The sequence below is a fragment of the Brucella tritici genome (assembly GCF_008932295.1).
Lineage (GTDB): Bacteria > Pseudomonadota > Alphaproteobacteria > Rhizobiales > Rhizobiaceae > Brucella > Brucella tritici.
This window is the reverse complement of the sequence record NZ_WBWA01000002.1, coordinates 372,302-394,819: the sequence shown is the minus strand read 5'-3', so window position 1 is coordinate 394,819 and position 22,518 is coordinate 372,302. Positions and strand designations below refer to the sequence as shown.

Genomic DNA, 22,518 nt, shown 5'->3' with positions numbered 1-22,518 from the left:
TGCTGGCAACAGGATACGCGCCGAGACTTTGGCAGCCGGTTCTTCGCGGTCATGCCGTCACCGGCGATATCATTGCGCCAATTCGCAAGCTCGGCGAGACAAAACGCAAAGCCACCCGCCAGGATGCTGCTGACGTCGCCGAAGCACTCGTCAATATCCGAACCTACTTTATGCCGAAGCGGGCAAAACAGAAGTTCTGAAAGAAAGTGCTATTGCGATCCCGTCAACGCCGAAAGCAGTGGGCTGTTCGTCGCGCTCACGATCATCAGAAAGAGTTGAGCTCGCATTCGTCATGATCCTGACTAGCATAAATCAGGACAGGACGCTATAAAAACAAGTAGTTTCAGTAGGATAAAATCAACCGACACGTGCCGGCGGAGCACCCCAGTCCGGACGTCTCCAGTCTATTCCTTCCCATAGCATCGCCAGTTGCGCTGCTGTCAGTCGAGCCGTCCCATCGGCCGCTGAAGGCCAGGGGAAACGACCTTTCTGCAGAATTTTATAGTAAAGGCAAAATCCCTGGCCATCAAAATACAGCAGCTTCACCCGATCGCCACGTCGCCCGCGAAAGGCGAAGACAGCTCCACCTGTCGGCTTCTGGCGCAAGACATTCTGCGCCAACATCGAAAGGCCCTCAATGCCCTTCCTCATATCTGTGACGCCGCAGGCAAGGTAAACCCGAACGCCGGTGCCCGGTCCAATCATGCCTGTTCCACCGCCCGGATGAGCCGCGTCAGCACTGCGCCCTCCACTCGGCTGCCAAAACAAAGACGGCGGCCGCAGCGCAAGTGCAATTCAATCATGGAGGGCGAAGCATCAAGGGTATCGTTCCCCGCGCCACCGATCTGCTCGCTACTCATCTCAATAGGAAGAAATACGGCTTCCTGTGAGGAGAGCAGAAGCCCCTTCTTCTTCAGTTCCCGTCGCCAGGAGTAAATCTGCTGGCGGGTCACATCGTACTTCTGCGCCACATCCGTCACTGTCGCGCCGTCGATCCCAATCGACATCACGATGTCCAGTTTCTTCTGATCTCCCCAGCGACGACGCCGTTCCGCGCCAAGAACTTCAACTCGCATCCAATCCTCGCATAAGACACGTCGCTAACGACGTCGTTAAACACGTGTCTTATGCCAAAATCACGAACTCAGGCAGGCGGTAGCAATCGGGCCGTTACGTTGCATGCGGGTCATGCGACGCAGCTGATCCCGCAACACGTCGGGCGCTGCGATGATCGTATTCTGGATTAATTGCAAGGCTACCCGCTTACTTTTTACCCGAGTTTCCAACACAACCATCTTGGCACAAAAATGCCGTTGAGTGGGAGCGTCCACCCCATCGCTCACGATTGAGGTAGACGATGCGGATGGAGATACTGGGCCACGGATTACCCAAACATCCTATTTTTGGAAAATTAACAATGGTCGCCAATCCAATTGTAATGATGTCGGAAACTTATCAAACTCTGAAACTAACTGTAGCCCAGTATCGACCAAAATCTCTGAAATTAACGAATTATACATCTTAGACGAATTCTGAACAACAAGTTCGGCACCGGGCTCAAGCAGTCTATATACTTCTTTAATTGATAATCTTAAGGATCTTTCATTAATCACCTGCAAAAGACCAAGTTTGAGGGTATCAGAGCGGTTCTCGAGCATTTTTCTTTGAGCTAGAATCCGGCTAAACTCTTCAAAATCATAAAGTGGTCCCTGAAACTGCTGCTTCCAGAAGCGTTGAATTTCGCCGCTTAATCCTAATCCAATAGCTGGCAAACGACGACTTAGATATACTGAGTTTGCAAGCCAACAAAAAATCTTTCTATCACTAGATGAACTCAGGCATCTCGGACATACCGCCTTCTCATCGTCACATTTAAAACTTGATCCAGACCAACCACATATATTGCAGTTGCAAACCTTCCCTTGAGAAATACACTCAAATTCCTGAACGGAATCTAACGATCCCGGATGAATCGCAAATATATCACTATCTATTCTACTCTTTAAGCCAGGTCTAGTCTTGTTAAATAAAGACAAAACGCCGGGCAACTCACCGAGTTTCCATCCCATACTTTCTACATAATAACTATATTCAACATCTGTGTAAGAATGAGGGACCTCTTGACTGAAACCACCAATCTGATCATACATCTTTCGACGGAGTGCAAACAGACCTCCTTGCACATGCTGAAAAACTCGATTGGGATTTTCATGTGCATAATTTTTATTTCTAAATTTTTCAAATAACGGAATATTTTCATAGTCTTTACCAGTGAGATAGGAAGGCGAATAACAAAGTGTTCCAGCCACTCCAACACTTGGATTATCGTCCATATAATGTACGACATTAAGGTCCCAACCAGATTTCAATATAAATCCTTCCCGTCCACATAAATAGACGCAGATATCACCACTTCCGTTATCGATGGCTTTGTTGGTTCCGGGCCCTACGTAGGCATTGTACCCAGGTATAATTAAGTTGAAATTAGCGTACTTACTCAAATATTTATCATAAATGCGAATATCCTCATCTTCATTAGAATTAGCACATACCGTGACACTAAACGGTAATGCTGTGTACTTGTACAATCTGTTTAAAACCTCTTGGTGCTCGCGAAGGTTTTTCCAACCGATCATAATGACATCGATCTTTCTGGACTCCCAAACTCGCGTCATTAATCGTGTCAGTTTCTTAGCATCATGTTTCTGGATTGCCACGGTTTTGGCATTCTTGACAATGTATTGCCTTCTTTCCGGGCTAAATGAAAAAAACCTTTTTATACCCTGCGCAATGGATGTTGGGGTGGGATCGCATATTACTCCCGTGATCCCATCCTCAACCAGATCAGGAATACCTGATATGCTAGTTGTAAGTACAGGCACACCCGCAATCATTGATTCAACGATGGAGGTGGGTATTCCGTCCATGTCACCGCTAGAAATGCGAATAGAGGGGCAAGCAAACAAATCATATTTTCTGATCGTCTCACCAACTTCATTTCGGTTATTTAATGGCCCAAAAATATTTACATTGTTTATAGCCATTTCCCTTATTGTATTTCGGTACTCCTCCTCAAGAGGACCATAGCCAAATATATCAATCGTAATTCCATCTTCTTCTATATCGGCGGCCGCTTTGATGAGCAGGTCGAGACCTTTTTTTTCTACGAAACGGTGTACTGCGCAAATTCGTTTGTTCATAATTATTTTACCTTCTGCAGATGACCATTCTCGAAGTCGGAAACATCCACAGCATTTGGATTGATGATAATCTTATTTTCTGGCACACCTCTTTGAATTAAATAGTCACGATGAAACTGTGACAATACAAAGACGGCCCTGCATAATGCGGATTGTCCAATTTCACCAATGCGATTCTTAAAGTCGTTGTCATATTTAAATATATCCTGCGCGTGGGCAATAAATGTAAAAGGAATCAAGGCTTGCTCACAAGCAGGCCACAAAAAATCTGTCACAGTTGGATAAACAAAATGCCCATGAGCAACAGAGCATTTTTTCTCTATTAATAGTGACGCTAACTGTTCTACATCCTCGACTCGATACCACTCAACTGGGAAATCAGGTTTGAAATCAGGATAAGGTGATTGGCGACAGAAGACCACGACATGATAGCCTTGTCTGCTCAGCTCACGAATTTCGTTCAATACGAAAGTCTCGGACGGAACAGGAAAATGCCAGCAAAAATAAGCTACCGTTATTCTTTGTAAACTTTCACAATTACTCAACGAGTCCCGCTTAGAATACACTTTATTATAAAATGATTCTAATGCGATATTATAATTACTTTGACTGAATTTTTCTTTTGCAATACACCTACCTTCATTACCCATTGTCTTGATTAGCTGCAAGTTGGAACATAATGCTTGAACGTAAGGTATCGCATCTGAGTAATGCTTGAAAGGTATCAAATAACCGCTTACCTTATGCTCGATAAGCTCTGGAAGAGCGCCGTGATCATATGCGATTATAGGACGACCGGCCGCCATTCCCTCCAAAGCCGTACGACCAAACGACTCTGCAAAATGCGAAAAAATAACAACGACATTAACTTGTTTAATTGCATCAGCGGGGTTCGTGTAATAGCCACCAAACCGGATATTCCTCGGAAGAACGCCTTGTATTTCCTTCGCACGAAGCTCCTTTATCAACTCGGTATCAGGCCCGATGATTGTAAAACAAGCCCTAGGCTCTAGGTCAGCACATTTAGATGCCAATGCAACGAAATCTTGGATACCTTTTTTAGGGATATTACTGGATATAATACCAAATATAACTTGTTTTTCATTTATATTATTTTCTATATTGAATCTATCCGTGTCAATCGTGTTATAGATACGGAATGTCTTCTCATCAAAACCAAAGCACCTGTGAGTTGCATCAGAATTTACAACAATCCAGTCAGCTGCAGATTTTATCTCAGAAATTATATCTGCTGGCGATAAACCTATTGAGGCAGACAGCCATGAATCTTCACTAACAAGCTCCCTTACATGAACAACACTTTTCACACCTGCCATACGAGCACTAATAAGAGCGTCATGTAACATTATTGTGTTTACATGCACCGAATCCACTCTTGTTATGCGGATTAAATGACTAAATAAAGCTATTGCTTTATCGTTATTTACAGAAATTTTCCACCAACTATACTCTGCAATAAACAAGCCACATACTTTTTTCTGCACTGCATTTGTATACTCCTGGTTATAACGAGGTAAAACTGCTATAACATTATAACCAGCAGCCAACAAACCATCTATTATATCGATAAAGCTACGCTCTCCACCGAATAAAAACTTTCCTACAGTATGAGCAACGAGCAGAATTGTTTTCTTATTAATATCTCTAGTAAGCCCACCTTCTGCCCATACATATGGTATGTCATCAATGTGAGAAGGGGTATATTCACCTACAGGAGGAGCACTGTAGTCTGCCAATCGGCCATATATTAGATAATGCCTAATTGGGGGCAACGAAGATTTTCTTGCATCAGCATAAATTGCTTTGTAAGCTCTGGAATCAAATCTCGCAGAAGGATTTCTTTGCTCTTTTAACCCCACCTGCAGGAAATGTTCGTAGGCCGTGAGTTCTCCCATACGAACATCTGCATAGGTTGCTTGATACCATTCGGGGTCAAAATAACCTTCCAGATATTGGCTGTTTGCGCTCTCCACACCTTCATCTTCCAACGCAATTTTAGTCACTGGTGAAGATGGAGATTGCATGTACGAGCAATTAGGCAATGCCCGCCCCTCAGATTTTCCATACTTTATATAGTGTACTAAGGGGTTTAATCCCGCTACGCGCACATCTTCATAAAGCACAAGATAAGCAAGTCCGCTAAAGTGAGGGCTAGGATCCCTGCCTTCTTCCGCACCATGCCGAAGATAATGCCTCACTGGATGTTCTCCCGCAAGCTTAACGTCGGGATATTGCGCCTCATACCATTGTCTATCAAATAGTTTACTTCTATGTATCAGCCGGGCCTCACTCCATTCTTTATATAAAAGCTTAGAGTTCATAATTTTTTTAAAATTTTCGCCCTTATTCCATTCATGATGGCAATTACCCGTGAAATTTCTGAGACCGATTTATCGCTGATCCACCTTGGACTTTTAGCTTCAAGCTTGTCTGTTAGAACAGACGTAGCTCAGATGTCAATTATTCAAATTAAACCTCAAAGAGAAGTAATGCAGCAAAATCAACCTATATGAGTGGAGCATTCCCCATTTCACCAATATGAAAATCCGCGTTCATTGTAAAGCACTGGTTCAATGAGCGTGTTAACGCTTGCTTTCCCGAAACCGGGCCGGTTTACCGAGCCTGCAGAAGCGGCTGAATGTACGCGCATATCCTTCGTCCGGGTTTATGTACCAGAGTTCGGAGGTAACGCCATTTGGCACGATACGCCCCAGGCGCGGATGAGAAATCAATGTGCCCACAAGGCATGTTGTGTCCCGACGATCAAAATCCCAGTTGTTGATCAATGGCGCATCCGCCAGTTCCTTGGGATCTGGATGCTCTCCATTGAGCAGGCGTTCGAGATCATGAACAAGCGCCTTGAGGGCCTTGATTTCTGCTGCAAGCCTTTCCCGGTTGAACGCGCCATCGTTTGCGATAATTGCCATGAGATATTCCTTTCATTGGATGTGCGGGATCGTTCGCGTTCGAGCAGACGAGCGCGTTTTGGAATGAATCCGGATTGTTGATTGAGTTGAATGCCGGTCGCCTCTGACCGCTCAGGCTGGACCGGGTGCGCTCGTCTCCTGAGGCCTGCTATCCGCTATGCTCACCGAAGCATGACTGCCTTGTTGATCCTGTCGCCGGATGGCATCGTTGAGAATGGCGGTGACGGTTTCACCCTCCAGAACGCCATGTTCAAGCAACGCCTCGGCAAGCGCCCTGTGCGCTTTAGCGTAACGGATAAGTCCGTGACGGGCAATGTCGTAGGCTTTTTGCAGCCGCTCATCGACATGGCTGGTTATGGGATGGGTTTCATGGAGCAGTTCCCGTCGTGCCACGCCGTCGCAAAACAGCAATGGGCGCTCTCTGGCAAAGCCGTATGTCGTTTCCATTGCCAGCGCCAGGTCGGTTGCATTCGCCAGATCGCTTCCCGGTCGCATCCCGGAGCCGACAGAGACATCTCCAAGAACAAGCTCTTCCGCCGCTCTTCCCGCCAGCATCACCGCAAGATTGTCTTCGCAATCCTTTTCCAGCGGAATAAGCTTGCGACGTTCCGTTGCAAAGCCGAACCCCACCTGTTCTTCAATGCTCAGCGTCAGCGGATGGCCGACTTGCAATATATGACGGATGAGAGCATGGCCTGCCTCATGCACCGCCATGCGCCAGCGCTCTTCCGGCAGGATTGCCCGGCGATTGCCAACAATGCCCTTTTCAATATCCGTCCAAGTAAGCTGACGCTTCGTACGACGTGCTTGCTGGCGAGCCTGACGGGCAATCCGCTCGATATCGGCTCCGGTCATACCCTGTGCCTTTAGCGCCAGAGGACGCAGATCACGCAAACTCTTGAGACGTTCATCTGATTTGCAACCTGTCATCGCTGTTGCTCCATCTGTCGTGTTTCCAGCACAGCTTCAAGATCAGCACCCAGATGATGCGCGAGAATGCCGACCAGTGCATCCGTGTCAGGCTTTGCTATCCGGACATGGGTTTCCATCCGTCCTGATCGTAACAATGCTTCATCAATATCGTCAGGCCGGTTGGTCGCACCCACGATGACGATGCCTTCCTGTCTGACAGCACCATCCATCAATTCGAGCAGTTGATTGACGACAGCGTTCCAGTAATCTGCATAATCGCGGGATGGATCCTGACGTCGCCCGATACTGTCGATCTCATCAATAAACAGGATGACCGGAGCATGAGACGCCGCTTCTTCAAACGCACTCTTCATGCGTAGCAACACATCACCAAGATGGCCCATCCGCAGCCATGTCGCGATAGACGTTGCAAGGACAGGAATACGCAGGCTGTTACACAGCGCCCGTGCAAATGTGGTCTTGCCGGTGCCGGGCGGGCCGGACAGAAGCAGCCGTGTGCTGATGTCAGACCAGACGAGCGATCCTGACGTCCACAATGCAAGGTCATCCTTGAGCGCCAACGCCCAGTCAGCCGCCTCGCCATAGCCAGACAGGTTTTCCACGCATAGAGTTGGTGTTCGACGCGTGGCGCTCTCTGCGGAACCGACGTCACCGATGACGTCATTAAGCGGTTCAGGTTCAATCAATCGGCTGTCGGAAACAATCTTCCTGCCATGCCGACCGCGTTCTCCAGTCGAGAACGATTTTTTGTCATCGGCCTTATCCTTCTTTTTATCTGCCTCTTTCTGCTTTTGCTTTTGCTCCTGCACCGGGCGTGCCTGCTTTCTCCCCTCCAACTCCCATTGGGCCAGCAGATAAGCGAAGGTTTCCTGGCGTGTGCTGGCTTCCCGGAACGAGTGTCTCAACTTACGTAATGAACCGAGTGTAAACTCCTCTGGAAAAACGGTGTCGGCATCGTGTGCAGTCACCGCATCGAGCAGCCTGTTGAGAAGAGCACCATCAAGCGGACCGGTATCAAGGACAATATCTGCCGCCACTTTCAGCCTGGCCGGAATCTCGTATTGCATATCAACGATACCAAGAAGCCATTCGCCACGCGACAGTGCATCCCCAATGCTGTCTTCATCGATCAGCGCCAGTTTCTCAAATCCATCAGCATCAATAGTATTGATAATGACATCTGCCGGACGGAGGCGGCCCCTTGTCCGCTTTAACTGCCGGATCGTTGTCATTCCCCAGTGCTCAAGGGGCCGTACCACAACGTGCCCGCGATAAAGCCGCTGTTCATTCAACATCCGGAACAAGATATCTTCAAAGCCTTCGATATCGGTGCGCACGATGACAAGCCCGGATCGTCTGCGTGAAAGCTCCATCAAGCGTTTTTGCCCGAAACTCCTCTCCTCCAGAGCCCGTGCCAGCAGATGACAGACCGCGATATCGCCCATATCGGGCTCGACATGAAAGCAGCGCAGGAGTTTCAAAAGATATGTTCGCTCGACGGGATAACAGAGCATCTCGCTCAGGAACATTGGAAATGGCAGCGAAAGGGCAAACTGATCTTGCACGCTGGAAGCACTCAGATTGAAGCTGGCACCCATATAAGCGTTCAAGACACGCAGATCATGAACCGGATGACCGGTCAGAGGTAATACTGGTCGATCTGTATCACCCGGATCAGATGACTGTTCGGGCATGTCGAAGCGCATCGCGAAAAACCCATCAATGTCGACTTCAGTCTGAGACAATAGATCGAGCTCGCAGAAAACCTGTCGCACGTCGCGATGCAAAGCATGTTTCAGGCGGGCAAGTAGATGCCGCCCAAGCCGGCTTGCGCCGGGTGGTGAAATGGTCATGAAGCGACCTCATGGATAGAAGAGTGAATTCCTAAGCATATCCCGAAAAGCGGCAACCGGCTTTGGGATCGAGACATGCGTACAGCAAGGAGACAGCGCGGCTCCAGCGACTCCGTTTTAACCAGAACCGCCCCAGCGGCATCTCGTCAACGCGATGCGTTATCAGGCGTCAGGATTTGAGCTTGCGGTGCTGACCTACTGTCCAGGGCCTTGAGGGCAATCTTCACCAGTTCCTGCTCCATCAACTGCGCCTGCTCGCTTTGTGTATCTGCAAAAGTGTCACCAATCCTGATGAGAAGGTCTCCCCAGAGACCCTCCTGCAACGCCACTACCTTGTCCGCAATCCCAGCTTTGCCGAGCAGTTGATCAAGATCAAATATCGACCAGACCCCGGTTTCTTCATCACTGTCATCGAGCAGCGGGTCGATCAGTGCAAATTCGCAGTGCTCAATGTCGATGTCATAATATTGCCGTGCCAAACGGGCCCATGCCGACGGCAGGGTCGCGACTTCTTTGCGCCATTGATCTAGCGCGTCTTTATGCATGCTGATGCAATAGATCATACTTATTATCCGCAACGCTTTCTTTTCAGCATCGTAATGCACCAGATCAAAAGCGTACGGTGCGTTCTTGGGCAATGCCGAAGTCGCAGTTGCAAGAATAGCTTCGTCCGGTGCAGATTTGCGGTCAACCGAGTTGACGACGCGATTAAGAATATCGCGTGTAATTGGCATCGCACGTGTCGGTTCCGTATCACCAGAAACCTTTGCCCGCGCCGATGCTTCTTCAATAAGTGCGAGGATTTTCTCACCCTCGTTCCAGATCGCCCACCGTAGAAGAACGTCACGAACGGCGCATTTCTGCCTGGCCCGATCTTCAGCGTGGGCAATACTGTTAAACAGCCACGCCAGATTTTGCGACGCATACAATTCTCGTCCGACATTACGGACCGGGATTTTGTGTTCGATCAAATCGATGTAGCCGACGACAGTTTCTGCAAACATAAGTCCTCCTTCCCCGAAGCGATGCAATCGCCGGAGCCAAATGGGTGTGAAAGGTCGGTTGCGCTTGCCCTTGCAAGCAGCGTCAGATTTTAAAGACAGCAAAGACCGTGACGTTGCGCGCAAACGCACACGACCAGAGCGCCAGAATGGGAAATTGGGAGTTCGGGCTTTAAAGAGCGCCGAACGCGTTAGGGGCGGAAACTATTCCCGCTGTCGAGCCGCCATGCTGACGAGGAATTCAGGGCGTGGATCTTTTAATCCGGGACGAATGTCGCTAATAACCAGCATAGCTTGGCTCCTGTTGTTGGCAGGCTAAGTTAGTCTTCATTCTGGTGTTCCAGCACCAGAATGAAGACGTCTGATCAATCAGACAAAGTGACTATTGCAGGATCTCAAACGTGCTGCAAGGATCCAAAACGAAAAAAGATCCCAATCGAGCATTTTTATCTAAGTCCCGGATATCACCGGCTTTTTCGAATTCGCGCCTACGGCTTCAAAAGCCAGTGCCCGTAAGGCTTTTGTATTTGTCAACGGCTGACCAGCACGATTAAAACAAGGCAAAAGTTATCCACAGGCGGGGCCTCAGGAACCATTTTAACAGCAGGTCATAGCGCTCATTAAGCGAAGCAGCCTCTCCGGATATCCGGCCTTATTTCAAACGGCGTTTGCGGCTGAATCGGGAAAATCATCTCAGGTAACACTCTTCTCGAATTCTGAATCGGATGATTGCAAATTATTTCGACTTGAAACGCGTTGCCGACAAATCAAAAGGACGTGCCTGCACATTACGCGCCCCGACCGGCTCGCCAGTTCAAACCTGAGATTTCCGATTCACCTGCAAACGGCGTTTTATCAAGTAATGGGGGGAGCACAGACAAAGGAAACAAACGCCATTTGTCAAACGAACCGGTTAAATTCCCCTGTCGATGATCCAGCGCAGCTTTTGACATCTCGGAATGCTACATCGTGGGTTGGCCCTACACTATTGTGTAGCCAGTCCGGGAAGCTCGAGGTGATCGGCGGCCTTGTGCGAGGTGACAAAGGCCAAGCAGTTGCCGTCATAGTGCATGGGCGCACCCAACATGGCCGAGAAGCCGAGCCGTGCAAGTTGCCAATCCGCGAGGTGAAAGGCGTACGATGACGGCGTTGGCAGGCCAGCTTGACGTTCGTATCAGAAGCATGTCGTGATATCTGCCTAAGCGCTAACTTTCAAGGCCCCAGCCAAGACGCCGCTCCGATGATGACTGCCGTCAGACTGGCTTAGCGAAAGCGCGTAAGCCACCCAACATATCTTTTATCGGCGTGATGGGCGATTTTCCGTATGAATCATGCGGAGAGTCCTATGAATGAGGATATGAATCATTCCCAGATATTTGAGGTTTTGACGGCGGAACCCGTGCGAAGCAGACGGCGGCCGCGTGACTGGTCGGATGACGAGAAGGCGCGGATTGCTACCGTGTCATTGCAGCCAGGGGTCAACGTCTCGGCGATTGCACGCTCTGAAGGTCTGGGGCCTTCGCAGCTTTATGGATGGTGTCGTAAGGCGTTTGCGTCTGGTGTTGCTTCGCCAGCAACAGCGGGAACGAACAGCCTGTGTTCAGAGCGCAAGCCAGCCCATTGACAGCCTCGTACCTACAACCAGCATACTCGGCGGGCCAGATCAAAAGATCGATCAGTTTCCACTCCCCGCCCGTCAGATCACTCGGATAGCATAATTCAGCGCACGTGTATTTCCCACGGCTCGATGCAAAGCGTTTCCTGCGAGCCGCTCGCAAACGGCGTTTGCAACGGAATCGGAAAAATCACCTCAGATAACGCTTTTCTCGATTCCTGAATCGGATGACTGCAAATTATTTCGATTTGAAATGCGTTGCCGACAAATCGAAATAACGTGCCTGCATATTACGCGCCCCGACCGGTCAGCCATTTCAAGCCCGAGATTTCCGATTCATCTGCAAACGGCGTTTCATGGAGTAACGGGGGGAGAAGAGACAAAAGAACCAAACGCCGTTTATGAAACGAACCAGTGAAATCAGGTGGCCACAGTTTTGGAAGCCATATTCATTTTTCCGGTTCGCCAGCATCTCCGTGAGGCATCAAATGCACTTTGCGTCGGAAATCCCACCCCTTTTTGGTGTATCTGTCAATCAGATCATCAATGACATCCAACGAAGCGTCTTTATCGAAGCCCTGAGCTGCCAGCCCATCAAGCAGCATATCAATCAGCTTCTCCATCCCATCCTGATTGCCAGACCTCATCGCTTTGGCAATCATGAAATGCAGGAACACCCGAGCAACGTCGTCTCGTGTCGGTTTGCGCTCCGCTCTCAGACGATCCCGATATTCTTTCTGCCGCTCACGCTGCTTGCGCAAGCGTTCTGCCTGCTGTTTGTTCGATGCCATTTCACCCCCTGTTGCCCGCTAACAATTAAATTATGAGCTCGAAACCTGTTGACATAAAGCGTTTTCCCCGGTCTGCCCGCAAACGACGTTTGCAGATGAAACGGAAATCACGGGTTCAGCAACGTTTGTCCGTAACTTTGCAACGCTCTTGCCAGGTTTTGAATCGGATTAATGCAAATTAGCGCGATTTGAAGTGCATTGCTGGCAAATCGCAATGGCATGCCGACACGTTGCGGCGCCCTGCCCGCAACTTCAAATGAAGTGCCGAGAAATTATTGCAATCCATATCACGTACTGGGTCCGCCGATGCAAACGCCATTTGCACTATACAATATATCTCTCCCGGTCTACTTCCGAAACATGGGTTTTCTGTGCTTTCCGCTCCGTTCGAGGGGTATCTCCCACGTTGATAATAGTACAGCGCGACATCTAACGACGGCGCGCTGTTTTCTTGATTACGGATTACGACGTCGGGACGGCTTCACTTTTTCTTTTTTAAACCAAGGTGCAGGTTCTTTTGCCTCGACATACGGCAGCAAGCATAAGGGCTGTGGTTGCAGATGGCTCGTAATGACTGGATACACGTCAATAGCTTTTTTCATCACCTGCAAGCTGGCAATATTCGTATAACGTGTTTCTCCTTCCGTTCGGCCCAAATGCCCGGTAATGTCTTCCATAATCGACATTTCTATCCCCTTCTGTTTCAGCGTGTTGCTGAAACCATGGCGCAACGCATGGATTGCGCTACCCCAAAGCTGATCACCAAGCCCCGTTTCCGCTTTCAGCAAAGGGACAAAGCTCTTGTAGAAACGATCACCGGTATCGTTTTTGCGTCTTGGAGCGACCAATTCCGGAAATAAACATCTGTGTCCGAGTTCCTTCAAACGCTTTGCGTAGTCGATAAAACCCAGTCGGATAAGCTCATCTGGCACGGGGAGATCGCGGACTGATTGGAGGTTCTTCAGTCCTCGGAGCTCATTTTCCCGAATTTTGATGGACCAGATACCTTCATCTTTTGCGTAAACCACATCATCGACCATGAGGCCCGTAAATTCGGCGCGTCGTGCGCCCAGATATGCGTAAAGCATTGGCACATAATAAAGGGACGAATGATATACGGCCTGCCCGAACTCCCGCATTTCCTGCGACATGGGCCCGGCACAACCGGTGAACACCGGAATCTGGAAGATCGGTTCAACCTGCTCAGGGCCGGGTTTAGCAGTCAGCGCCCGAACGGATGCGAGGCTGCGTTTCTTCGGCTTGATCCCTTTGAACGTAAATGCCCGTAACATGAAACCTGACGCGACAAGATGGTTCAGGAACTGTTCGAGATTGCCGAGATGGCGTCTGATGGTCCCGCTAGACAAACCAACCTTGGGTGCTGGCAAATTAAGCTTTTGCGCGCGGATTACTTCCCGTTCTGTCGCCTCGCGCAATTGCGCAGTCGTCATTGCCACGTAACGCGAACTGCTTCCCCATCTGGCAAGGATGTTATTGAAATGCTGGCGCAACGCCGCCAAGTGGGTCTGATTAATGGCACTGCTCGTGAGAACATTGTGCTCGCCCAGAATACCGCAGAAAATGCGAACGACTGTCTTGACGTCCTTTGCCGTGCCTTCGTTCCAGTTCTCACGGTTGTTGGCAATCAGAAGGTCGCACTGCTTCATGAATTGCTTCACTGGCAGGTCCTCCCCAGTAAGCCCCAGCATGTCAGATGCTGATGCAAGAACAAGATTTTCCACTACCGGCTGTGGCTGTGGCTGTGGCTGTGGCTGTGGCTGTGGCTGTGGCTGTGGCTGTGGCTGTGGAATGATATCCGGTACAGGTTCCACGTTTACAACCGAAACAATTGGTGCTGGCCGGGCAGGGTCTGGTTCAGCCTGCTCGTCAGGATAATCGATGAGATAGCGATCATCGGTATTGAGCAGAACGTCTGCGCGCGCTTTGAAATATTCAGCCTTGGCCTTTTCGAAATTAAGGATCGAATAAGACAGACCATGCTCTTGCATGAGAGCACGCATTTCGTCGACAAAACGCGAAGATTCTGCATCCTGGCGTTCAGCACGATAAGATATCGCGATGCCGTGATGGAGGCTCTGCGGTACCTTCGATTGCTCCAGAAAGCGCCAACCTTGGCAAATTTCTTCTTCAAACAAGACACGACGGGTGCCAAATTTTTCCAGAAGCCTGTGAGCCCAGCCTACTTCCAGATCGGCGGCCAGATTATCGATCTGATGGAAACCTGTCGGGGTGCGCTGGCCTGCAAATTGCAGGTTCTCCATATGATCATTCATCCGCGCGATTTCGGACTGAAACAATCGTTCGAGGGCTTCTTTCGACATCAATGCACTTCGCGGATGTTCTGCTATTTCAATCAGCATCAGATTAAGCTTGCGGGCCATACGACCTGCCTGGCGATGATCTGATTGTTTAAGGCTGAATGCAAGATGACGCGCGCCGATATGCTCGCTCATTCGTGCTGGAAGACGCGGACGCCAGTAAAAAATATTTCCGCGCCGCTGAAGATTCTGAACCTGATGTCTGACTGCCATAATAAGCTCGCCGTTTGGAGCTGATGAGACAAACCGACCAAGGCGAATCGGCATGTGTCATAGCTCTGTGTCACAGTTACGTGCACATTCGGCGAAATCGAGAAAAGACTGAGGATTCCCACCTGGGGAAACATTAAGTAAAATCAATAAGATATTGATTCTACGCATGATTCATGGCTGGGGCGCCTGGATTCGAACCAGGGAATGGCGGTACCAAAAACCGCTGCCTTACCGCTTGGCTACGCCCCAACAAATCAAACCGAAGCAATCGGTTGCGCGGCCTTATAGCCGCTTCGAAACCCGAGCGCAATCGCCTAATCGCGAAATCCCGTTCAGGATTACAGGCCCTGTGAACAACGTTTTCAACCGCATATCATCGCTCCTCGTTCCCCAAAACGAAACCGCTGATTTGCGTCCGGCTTCAAAGCTGCTACTTCCTACGGAAGAGTGTATTTTCGGTATTCACTATGCTGTTTTTGTTGATTTCGTTTCTCGTCAGCGCTGCCTTGTGCGGCATCGGTCTCTATCTGCTAAACCGGCTCTTGCCCGAGCGCTTTCTCGCGGCTCGCATGAGTTCGCGTTCCAACCATACGACGGTAGCGCGGCAGATCGGCGGATTGGCACTTATTCCCGCAATTATCGCAACGCTGTTGATCTTTGCGCCGGATCTGGAAATCAACGCATTTCTGGCGCTTTGCCTTTCCGGGGCCTCGCTGCTGCTCTGGATCGTCGGCGGACTGGATGACCACTATGAGCTTTCAGAGATCATCAGACTGGGATCGCAGTTCATTGCCGCCGGACTGGTTGTCTACGGCCTGGGCCCGGATTTCCGGTTGCTGCCGGACCTTCTGCCCTACTGGCTGGAGGCAACTCTTATTGTCTTCGCGCTGGTGGTGGCCATCAATGTGACTAACTTCATGGACGGTCTTGATCTTATGACTGCCGCAGGCATAGGGATTCCGCTGGCGGGGATCGGCACTCTGGCCGCCCTTTGCCTTACCGGGCTCGAAAGTGGCGGTATCGGCATCATCGCGGCAGGTGGAGTGCTGGGCTTTGCCCTGTTCAACCGTCCACCAGCAACGATCTTTCTGGGTGACTCTGGAAGTCTGCCACTTGGCCTGATCACGGGAACAGCGCTAATCCTGCTCGCACGGGAAACGCATATCGCCGTCGCGCTGATCCTGCCGCTCTATTATATTCTCGACGCAAGCACGACCATCGTGATGCGGTTAAGCCAAGGCGAGAACATCCTTAAAGCGCATTCCAAACACGCTTATCAAGTGGCAAAACGCGCAGGCTGGAGTGTACTAAAGGTCGTTGGCCACGTGGCGCTCCTGAATCTGATCCTCATCGCTTGCGCCATAACGCTGCTCGCGCTTGATCACATGCTTACCCAGGTCGCACTTCTGCTCGTCGCTATTGTCGCAACCCTTGTTCTGCTAATGGATCTCCGCGGAGGCTTCAGGAAGTTATAACGTCGAACAGTACCTTGCGAACCGCATCGACATCACCGCTTTCCATGGCAATACGAAGCGCCGTGAGGCTGGCAGGCACATCGACCGCAGCCTTATTGCCTTGGGGCGCGCGCATGATCTTGGGATGGCGGGTCGGCTTCGCCTGTGAAGGATCGTAGAAGAGCTCTTCATACATCTTCTCGCCTTCACGAATCCCTGTCGTCTCAATTGCAATATCGCCGTGCGGATTCTCGTTATTTCGAACGGTCAGCCCTGCCAGCAGGATCATGTTCTCGGCCAGATCGCGGATCTTCACCGGTTCGCCCATTTCGAGCAGAACCGTATCGCCCGACGCGGCGATGCCACCAGATTGCACGATAAGCTCGGCAGCCTCCTTGATCGACATGAAGTAGCGGGTCATGTCCTCATGCGTCAGCGTAATCGGACCACCACCGGCAATCTGCTCACGAAAAAGCGGGACGACAGAACCGTTCGACCCCAGCACATTGCCAAAACGGACAGAATAGAACGCCTTCTTCTTTCCCGATTGCTCGGCCAGCAAACCGCAATAATAGACGACCAGCTCAGCCCAGCGTTTGGTTGCGCCCATCACATTCGTCGGTCGCACTGCCTTGTCGGACGAGATGAGGACCATGCGCTCAACATCGGTGTTGAGAGCCGCCTGCGCCACTTCCAGCGTGCCGAACACATTGTTGAATATACCGACCAGCGGGTTTTTCTCGACGAGCGGCACATGCTTGTATGCTGCACAATGATAGACCGTATCGACATTGTTGTCGCGAATGGCTTTCTCGACGCAGTCCCGATTGCTGACCGTCCCAAGGATCGGCACAATCTCGCAACTGGCGATCTGCCTGAGCTGCCTCTCAATATTGTAAAGTGCGAATTCACTCGACTCGAACAAAACGATGCAGGCCGGTTTCCATTGTGAAATGGTACGGCAAAGCTGGCTGCCAATCGAGCCGCCCGCTCCCGTTACCATGATGCGACGGCCTTCGACCACTTCTCGCAACAAGGCCACATCAGGCGGCACGGGCGAACGCCCGAGCAGATCATCGATCTCGACATTGCGTAGCGAACTGACCAGATATTTCCCAGCCGTCAGATCGGCGATCGGCGGAAGAATACGCGTATTGACCGGAAGGCGCCCCAAAAGCCGCGCGAAATCCTGACGCTGTTTCTGTTCCAGCGACGGTTCAGATACCACTACCTGCTTGATACCGTAATTTTCGATCAAGGTGGAAATGTCTTCCACGCCATAGACCCGCAGCCCGATAATATCCATGCCATTAAGCTGGCCATCGGGATCAACGAAGCCGACGACCAGAGTGTCGCTATGGCTGCGGAGCGCGGTTGCGAGCTGACGGGCGGGCTCGCCCACGCCGATAATCAGTGCTGAACTCGTATAACGTTTGTCCGACTCGGAACTACGCAAAAGCCATTTCGCACCGAAACGGCTGGCAGAGATGAATACAGTGCTCAAAAGCCAGTAAAGTAGCGGAACAGAGCGCGGCAAACCGGTACTGCCGTAGAGTTCCATCAGGAAGACAAGCGCGACCCAGAAGAGCGCTGCAATGGCGGTAGCCTGAAAAATCGGCCAGATCGCGCGTTCAGCCAGATAGCGGATGATGGCGCGATAGAGTCCGAAGCGAATAAAAACCGGAATTGCCAGAACGGGCGCGATGAAAATCAGGAAGGTTTGTCCCTCGTTTGGCACGAAGACGAAACCAAGGCGCATGACAAAAGCCAGATAAGCACTCAGCAAGAGCAGAACACAGTCGCTCAGCATCAGAATGATCTGTTTGCTGGCGCGGGGCAAAAGCGCCAATCTCTGCCATGGATATTTCAAACTCATACGCGTGTTATCCCGCTCTCCGCCGGAGAGAAATACCGGAACGATTCCAGCGCCATAAGGCTATTTATACTACTAATGGGGACTAAAGCTTAGTCAATCCCTTCGCGACTTGCCGTACGCCATAACTGCGAAGCATTCTAATTTCTCGCCACCGTTAACATGAGTCCTCCGGAAGGACTATATCAATTGCCGTTTCAGGCGCTTAACAAACATCTTTTGGCAAAATTACGGCTCGTAGACCGTCCGCGGCAAAACTGTAAGCGGCCAATCCGCCGCATTTATTGTCAGGCAATTATGGTGTTGGTGCGAATGCTGCGCCAATTGGTGCGCTTCAGCTCGATTCCGTGATTTGACGCTCAGATGCACAACAGCATCGAGCAACCGCAAGGCCTCATTGTGGGTGACATGTTTCTGCGCCTGACTGGGCAGAATATAGGGCATTTTCAGATTTGGGGTTTGGTCCATGAACAGCTCCTCGCAGTGGATAATGCGAGGAGTCTAGTTCGTCTGTCCGAAAAGAGGATAAGTCCGGATCAGCTTCCGCGATAGGTGGAATAGGACCACGGGCTGACAAGCAGCGGGACATGGTAGTTTCCATCAACATCGGCGATTGCGAAGCGGATCGGAATTAGGTCGAGAAACGGCGGATTGGCTTGTTCCGCACCGCGTCCCTCAAAATATTCAGCAACATGGAACTGCAACTCGTAAGTGCCGGTGCGCAATTCATCAACGGAAAGCAGAGGCGCGTCCGTGCGTCCGTCGAGATTGGTCACCGTCCGCTTGATGAGTTCGGAAACGCCGTTTGTAGCAATACGATAAAGCTCAATGCGCATCGCCGCCGCTGGACTGCCGTGGGCAGTGTCGAGAACATGTGTGGAAAGTTTACCCATAATATCCCTCGATAAAGCTCAGGCAGGTTGCGTCGTTTCAATGCGGTAGGCGGTATCGGAGAAGAAAAACTCCTCCAGATTGTCTTCCTTGCCTGCCCGGTCGACAATCAGAAAATCGGATTTCTGCTCAAGCGCCAGTAGCGGGTGGTGCCACACATTGCGCAGATAATTGACGCCCTGATCACCGCGCGCAAGGAAAACACGCGGACGTGCAGGCTTGCCTCCGTCATCCTCGGCGACGATCACAAGGAACGGCCTGCCGTTCAATGGAACGAATGCCTGCGAACCGAAAGGATGACGTTCCATCATGACGATGTCGATTGGCGCTTCGAACGATTGTCCGCGGAAAATATTGACGAGAACCCTTGCTTCAGTGCCAGCGGCTTCGACACGCGCGAGATCGTGGTATCGCTCGGTCGTGCCGTTGTTGATCAGACGAAGCTCGGCTCCTTCTGTCTCGATGACATCGCCAAATGGCGCAAAAGCGTCTTTTGTCAGCGGTTCGACCACCAGAGTTTCGACGTGCAAATCATCCTCCCCGTAAAAGCAGATTTCTTATAACGACAAAGCTTGTTGAAGAGGTCTCTGTCAATTGCGAAGCAGTTTCAACCGAAACAAGAAAAAGCCGGGCCAACAACCCGGCTTTCAACATGCAGGACCGATAAAATTTCAGCGCTTCAAAAGTGACATCACCGCAGGGACACCGCATGCGGCAAGTGCGAGTTTCACGAGATCGCCGACGATAAAGGCACCGAACCCGAAGGCAATCGCCTTTTCCAGACCGAAAAGATAAGCCATCCAGCCTGCACCCATCAAAAGAATGACGGCTTCTGCGAGTAGCATTGCACCGCCGAGAGCGAGAGGGTTACGCGCCAGTCCCTTGTCGGCAGCACGTCCGACGATCCAGGCAGCGGCAAGGTAGGAGAGCAGATAACCACCTGTCGGACCAACCATATAGGCAAGGCCGATGCCCTTCTCCGGCGTTCCGGTGAAAACCGGCATGCCAAGCGCACCTTCGAGCAGATAAAGAGCGACAGTCGCCACGGCGAGCCGCGAACCGTAAAGCGCTGAAATTGCAAAGAGAGCGAAGGTCTGCATCGTCACATTGACGTAGACCAGATCGACTTTGATCTTGGCAGAAATGGTGAGAACAGCCGTTCCGATCAGCGCAAGCCCGACAAACCAGAAAGCACGGGCCAGTTGTCTTGTCGGCAGATATTCTGCTGCGAGAGAGGCGGTGGCGACGCGAGACTTTGCTCTATGAGGCATATCCAACTCCACTTTTGACGCGGCGACAGACACCGGGATGTGAAATTCTCCGGAACCTGCCCGCTGACGCGATTGTCAGCCCGCGTGACTGTTCACGTTTGCAACCCGACTATATAAGGCCTATGCCGTTTCATCAATCAAACCAAAGAAGAATGGAAGCCGCTTCAATGGCGCTTGTTTTCGACAGCAGTTTCACGCCCCAATATGGGAAGCCGGTTGAACTGAGTAAAGGCATTTTGCGCCTCACCGTCAACAATCCGAGCGCTTTCACCTTTCACGGCACTAACAGCTATCTTATCGGCACGGATACGCTGGCGATCATCGATCCCGGCCCTGACGATGAGGCGCATTACAACGCCTTGATCGCAGCCATTGCCGGTCGTCCGGTCAGCCATATCTTCGTCAGCCATACCCACCGCGACCATTCACCTTTGGCGCAGCGCCTGAAGGAAAAACTTGGCGCTCGCACCGTTGCCGAGGGACCGCATCGCCCTGCCCGCCCCTATTATGCGGGCGAAACAAACATGCTTGAGGCAAGCGCCGATACGGAGTTCGTTCCGGATATCGCACTGACCGACGGAAGCACGATCGAAGGTGATGGCTGGGCTCTGGAAGGAATTCACACTCCCGGACATGCCGCCAATCACATGGCGTTCGGCCTGAAAGGAACCGGCATTCTTTTCTCCGCAGACCATGTCATGGCCTGGGCGACGTCCATCGTCGCACCGCCGGACGGCTCGATGAATGACTACATGGTCTCGCTCGAAAAACTGCTGGCACGCGACGACAAGGTCTATCTGCCGGGGCATGGCGGCGCCGTGACCAAGCCTGCCGCCTTCGTTCGTGGCCTGCGTGCCCATCGCAAGATGCGCGAACGTGCCATTCTAGAGCGTGTTCTACAGGGGGACCGGACAATCGGCGACATGGTGAAAGTGATTTATCGCGAGACTGATCCGCGATTGCACGGTGCGGCTGCACTGTCCGTGCTCGCACATTTGGAAGATTTGGTCGGGCGCGGGGAAGTCACGACAGATGGCCATCCGTCGCTGGGCAGTATCTATCTTCCCGGCTGATTATTCCACGTCCGCTGGAGCCTTGTTGACCTCGCCTTCCAGCGCCCCCAGAAAATCGGTAATGAAACCGGCATTCTGCCCCATATCGCGCTTGCCATAGCGTGACAGCGAGCGCACATCGACATAGGTGGTTTCGCCTTCGTCGAGCAGGCGGATGACGATATCGCTTTTCAGACCCAGAATGAAACTATGCGCGGTCACGGCAAATCGCGTCGCGTTTTGTTCCGGCGAAGACGCATTACGTGCGATCTCCTGCCACCCGAAAGTCCTCAGAACCGTCTCGACCCCCTGCGCAACGCGGTCCGGTGCGGCTTCATAGCGGCGTCCGACCACATCGGGATAGGCGCTCAACTGGGTCAGCGCATCGCCACTCACGGCCACTGTCAGCGGATTCATCCATTGCAGGCGTGGCGGCATATTGGACGGAAATTGCGGTGGCGTCTCGAAATCCGTGGAGATGTCGTAGAGGGGTGGAGAGAGATACCACAGTGCCGTGACCAGTCCGACTGAAAGTAGCACGGCAAAAGCGAATATGCCGCCCCAGAAGGAGCGTGCGCCGCCCTTGTCGCCATTGACCCAGAGATTGCGAAAACCTTTAGCCGAGCAGAGAAGGGCCAGAGCGGCAAGACCAGTGCTCAATCCGGCAAGCAGCACCAGATCCGGTGTCTCCAGTGTCCAGAAGCGATGCAAAAGAAACGCCATCGCAAGCAGCACGAGCGCAAAGATGCCAAGCCGAAGCGCCCACACTGCAGAGCGCGACTGACGCCGCTGGTAGCGAAGTTTTCTCATGCAGTCTCCGAGAGCATTTCCAGCTTATACTGAATCATTGGAGCCGCTCTGTCTCTCTGTTTTCACACAGTATGAATAGCAGAGAGATTTTCGCTCGGCAAAACTTCGGCGTAGAAATTCAAATGCCCCACCTGGCTTGGACATGGCGGGGCACTTTTCTCGGCGATGTCATTTAGAGCGGCTCCGGTCAAAACTGAGTTGCCGGAACCGCTCTAACTATTTGTTTCGTCCCATTGTCCCACGCAAAACCGCTTCGCACTTTTGCTGGAAATGC

At 51.3% G+C, this 22,518-nt stretch carries 18 protein-coding genes, 1 tRNA gene and 2 pseudogenes; 4 read left to right on the top strand and 17 right to left on the bottom strand.

Annotated features, from left to right (window positions below; translation table 11 throughout):
* A pseudogene (locus F9K91_RS04100) lies at positions 1 to 200 on the top strand (UPF0149 family protein); the annotation flags it as partial.
* A 157-nt stretch (positions 201 to 357) separates the two neighbouring features.
* On the opposite strand, the gene tnpB reads toward F9K91_RS04100, so the two are convergent.
* From tnpB to F9K91_RS04060, 8 genes are all read right to left on the bottom strand, one after another.
* The gene (tnpB, locus tag F9K91_RS04095; RefSeq protein ID WP_151677263.1) at positions 358 to 705 is read right to left on the bottom strand and encodes an IS66 family insertion sequence element accessory protein TnpB; all 348 of its coding nucleotides are present in this window, start codon (positions 703 to 705) and stop codon (positions 358 to 360) included.
* Positions 702 to 1,076 (bottom strand): IS66-like element accessory protein TnpA, encoded by a 375-nt coding sequence (gene tnpA / locus F9K91_RS04090; protein WP_167522168.1) that lies wholly within the window; start codon positions 1,074 to 1,076, stop codon positions 702 to 704. The genes tnpB and tnpA overlap by 4 nt, the downstream gene beginning before the upstream one ends.
* 321 nt (positions 1,077 to 1,397) lie before the next feature.
* Positions 1,398 to 3,200 carry a glycosyltransferase gene (locus F9K91_RS04085; RefSeq protein ID WP_151677261.1) on the bottom strand — a complete coding sequence of 601 codons (1,803 nt, stop codon included), beginning with the start codon at positions 3,198 to 3,200 and terminating at the stop codon, positions 1,398 to 1,400.
* Between the two features lie 2 nt (positions 3,201 to 3,202).
* On the bottom strand, positions 3,203 to 5,542 hold the full coding sequence (locus F9K91_RS04080; protein WP_151677259.1) for a glycosyltransferase: 2,340 nt from the start codon (positions 5,540 to 5,542) through the stop codon (positions 3,203 to 3,205).
* Positions 5,543 to 5,803: 261 nt separating this feature from the next.
* Entirely contained in the window at positions 5,804 to 6,148 is a 345-nt protein-coding gene (locus F9K91_RS04075) for a DUF6634 family protein (protein WP_151677258.1), read from the bottom strand.
* Between the two features lie 111 nt (positions 6,149 to 6,259).
* Positions 6,260 to 7,078, bottom strand: a complete 819-nt coding sequence (locus F9K91_RS04070) for an ATP-dependent metallopeptidase FtsH/Yme1/Tma family protein (RefSeq protein WP_151677256.1) — start codon at positions 7,076 to 7,078, stop codon at positions 6,260 to 6,262.
* Entirely contained in the window at positions 7,075 to 8,934 is a 1,860-nt protein-coding gene (locus tag F9K91_RS04065) for an AAA family ATPase (protein ID WP_151677254.1), read from the bottom strand. Before F9K91_RS04065 ends, F9K91_RS04070 begins: the two co-directional genes overlap by 4 nt.
* A gap of 146 nt (positions 8,935 to 9,080) precedes the next feature.
* Positions 9,081 to 9,938 carry a hypothetical protein gene (locus F9K91_RS04060; protein WP_151677252.1) on the bottom strand — a complete coding sequence of 286 codons (858 nt, stop codon included), beginning with the start codon at positions 9,936 to 9,938 and terminating at the stop codon, positions 9,081 to 9,083.
* Positions 9,939 to 11,280: 1,342 nt separating this feature from the next.
* Here F9K91_RS04060 and F9K91_RS04055 point away from each other — a divergent pair.
* Positions 11,281 to 11,559, top strand: a complete 279-nt coding sequence (locus F9K91_RS04055; RefSeq protein ID WP_151677251.1) for a transposase — start codon at positions 11,281 to 11,283, stop codon at positions 11,557 to 11,559.
* A gap of 440 nt (positions 11,560 to 11,999) precedes the next feature.
* On the opposite strand, the gene F9K91_RS04050 is transcribed toward F9K91_RS04055, so the two are convergent.
* From F9K91_RS04050 to F9K91_RS04040, 3 genes are all read right to left on the bottom strand, one after another.
* Positions 12,000 to 12,341, bottom strand: a complete 342-nt coding sequence (locus tag F9K91_RS04050; protein WP_151677250.1) for a hypothetical protein — start codon at positions 12,339 to 12,341, stop codon at positions 12,000 to 12,002.
* 455 nt (positions 12,342 to 12,796) lie between these two features.
* Positions 12,797 to 14,893: a DUF6538 domain-containing protein gene (locus tag F9K91_RS26155; protein WP_328593047.1), complete on the bottom strand. Its 2,097-nt coding sequence runs from the start codon at positions 14,891 to 14,893 to the stop codon at positions 12,797 to 12,799.
* A 174-nt stretch (positions 14,894 to 15,067) separates the two neighbouring features.
* Positions 15,068 to 15,142 (bottom strand) — tRNA-Gln (locus tag F9K91_RS04040).
* Positions 15,143 to 15,360: 218 nt separating this feature from the next.
* On the opposite strand from F9K91_RS04040, the gene F9K91_RS04035 reads away from it, so the two are divergent.
* Positions 15,361 to 16,368, top strand: a complete 1,008-nt coding sequence (locus tag F9K91_RS04035; RefSeq protein WP_151677246.1) for an MraY family glycosyltransferase — start codon at positions 15,361 to 15,363, stop codon at positions 16,366 to 16,368.
* On the opposite strand, the gene F9K91_RS04030 is transcribed toward F9K91_RS04035, so the two are convergent.
* The 5 genes and pseudogenes from F9K91_RS04030 to F9K91_RS04010 all read right to left on the bottom strand — a co-directional run bounded on the left by F9K91_RS04030 (position 16,355) and on the right by F9K91_RS04010 (position 20,382).
* Positions 16,355 to 18,223, bottom strand: a complete 1,869-nt coding sequence (locus F9K91_RS04030) for a polysaccharide biosynthesis protein (RefSeq protein WP_151677245.1) — start codon at positions 18,221 to 18,223, stop codon at positions 16,355 to 16,357. The genes F9K91_RS04035 and F9K91_RS04030 overlap by 14 nt on opposite strands.
* A 327-nt stretch (positions 18,224 to 18,550) precedes the next feature.
* Positions 18,551 to 18,688, bottom strand: a pseudogene (locus tag F9K91_RS04025) (DUF2793 domain-containing protein); the annotation flags it as partial.
* Between the two features lie 68 nt (positions 18,689 to 18,756).
* Positions 18,757 to 19,113 (bottom strand): hydroxyisourate hydrolase, encoded by a 357-nt coding sequence (gene uraH, locus F9K91_RS04020; RefSeq protein ID WP_151677243.1) that lies wholly within the window; start codon positions 19,111 to 19,113, stop codon positions 18,757 to 18,759.
* 18 nt (positions 19,114 to 19,131) lie between these two features.
* Entirely contained in the window at positions 19,132 to 19,641 is a 510-nt protein-coding gene (locus tag F9K91_RS04015; protein WP_105528903.1) for an ureidoglycolate lyase, read from the bottom strand.
* A 141-nt stretch (positions 19,642 to 19,782) separates the two neighbouring features.
* Positions 19,783 to 20,382 (bottom strand): biotin transporter BioY, encoded by a 600-nt coding sequence (locus tag F9K91_RS04010; protein WP_036578020.1) that lies wholly within the window; start codon positions 20,380 to 20,382, stop codon positions 19,783 to 19,785.
* A 167-nt stretch (positions 20,383 to 20,549) separates the two neighbouring features.
* Between F9K91_RS04010 and F9K91_RS04005 the strand changes: the two genes are divergently transcribed.
* Positions 20,550 to 21,455: an MBL fold metallo-hydrolase gene (locus F9K91_RS04005; protein WP_151677242.1), complete on the top strand. Its 906-nt coding sequence runs from the start codon at positions 20,550 to 20,552 to the stop codon at positions 21,453 to 21,455.
* On the opposite strand, the gene F9K91_RS04000 is transcribed toward F9K91_RS04005, so the two are convergent.
* On the bottom strand, positions 21,456 to 22,244 hold the full coding sequence (locus F9K91_RS04000) for a DUF1499 domain-containing protein (RefSeq protein WP_151677241.1): 789 nt from the start codon (positions 22,242 to 22,244) through the stop codon (positions 21,456 to 21,458).
* Positions 22,245 to 22,518: the final 274 nt, after the last annotated feature.

Coding starts and splice junctions, on each gene's coding strand:
- F9K91_RS04005 (WP_151677242.1), top strand. CDS start 20,550: ATGGCGCTTGTTTTCGACAGCAGTTTCACGCCCCAATATGGGAAGCCG.
- F9K91_RS04070 (WP_151677256.1), bottom strand. CDS start 7,078: ATGACAGGTTGCAAATCAGATGAACGTCTCAAGAGTTTGCGTGATCTG.
- F9K91_RS04055 (WP_151677251.1), top strand. CDS start 11,281: ATGAATGAGGATATGAATCATTCCCAGATATTTGAGGTTTTGACGGCG.
- tnpB (WP_151677263.1), bottom strand. CDS start 705: ATGATTGGACCGGGCACCGGCGTTCGGGTTTACCTTGCCTGCGGCGTC.
- F9K91_RS04075 (WP_151677258.1), bottom strand. CDS start 6,148: ATGGCAATTATCGCAAACGATGGCGCGTTCAACCGGGAAAGGCTTGCA.
- F9K91_RS04080 (WP_151677259.1), bottom strand. CDS start 5,542: ATGAACTCTAAGCTTTTATATAAAGAATGGAGTGAGGCCCGGCTGATA.
- F9K91_RS04030 (WP_151677245.1), bottom strand. CDS start 18,223: ATGAGTTTGAAATATCCATGGCAGAGATTGGCGCTTTTGCCCCGCGCC.
- F9K91_RS04010 (WP_036578020.1), bottom strand. CDS start 20,382: ATGCCTCATAGAGCAAAGTCTCGCGTCGCCACCGCCTCTCTCGCAGCA.
- F9K91_RS26155 (WP_328593047.1), bottom strand. CDS start 14,893: ATGGCAGTCAGACATCAGGTTCAGAATCTTCAGCGGCGCGGAAATATT.
- F9K91_RS04085 (WP_151677261.1), bottom strand. CDS start 3,200: ATGAACAAACGAATTTGCGCAGTACACCGTTTCGTAGAAAAAAAAGGT.
- F9K91_RS04050 (WP_151677250.1), bottom strand. CDS start 12,341: ATGGCATCGAACAAACAGCAGGCAGAACGCTTGCGCAAGCAGCGTGAG.
- F9K91_RS04065 (WP_151677254.1), bottom strand. CDS start 8,934: ATGACCATTTCACCACCCGGCGCAAGCCGGCTTGGGCGGCATCTACTT.
- tnpA (WP_167522168.1), bottom strand. CDS start 1,076: ATGCGAGTTGAAGTTCTTGGCGCGGAACGGCGTCGTCGCTGGGGAGAT.
- F9K91_RS04060 (WP_151677252.1), bottom strand. CDS start 9,938: ATGTTTGCAGAAACTGTCGTCGGCTACATCGATTTGATCGAACACAAA.
- F9K91_RS04000 (WP_151677241.1), bottom strand. CDS start 22,244: ATGAGAAAACTTCGCTACCAGCGGCGTCAGTCGCGCTCTGCAGTGTGG.
- F9K91_RS04035 (WP_151677246.1), top strand. CDS start 15,361: ATGCTGTTTTTGTTGATTTCGTTTCTCGTCAGCGCTGCCTTGTGCGGC.
- uraH (WP_151677243.1), bottom strand. CDS start 19,113: ATGGGTAAACTTTCCACACATGTTCTCGACACTGCCCACGGCAGTCCA.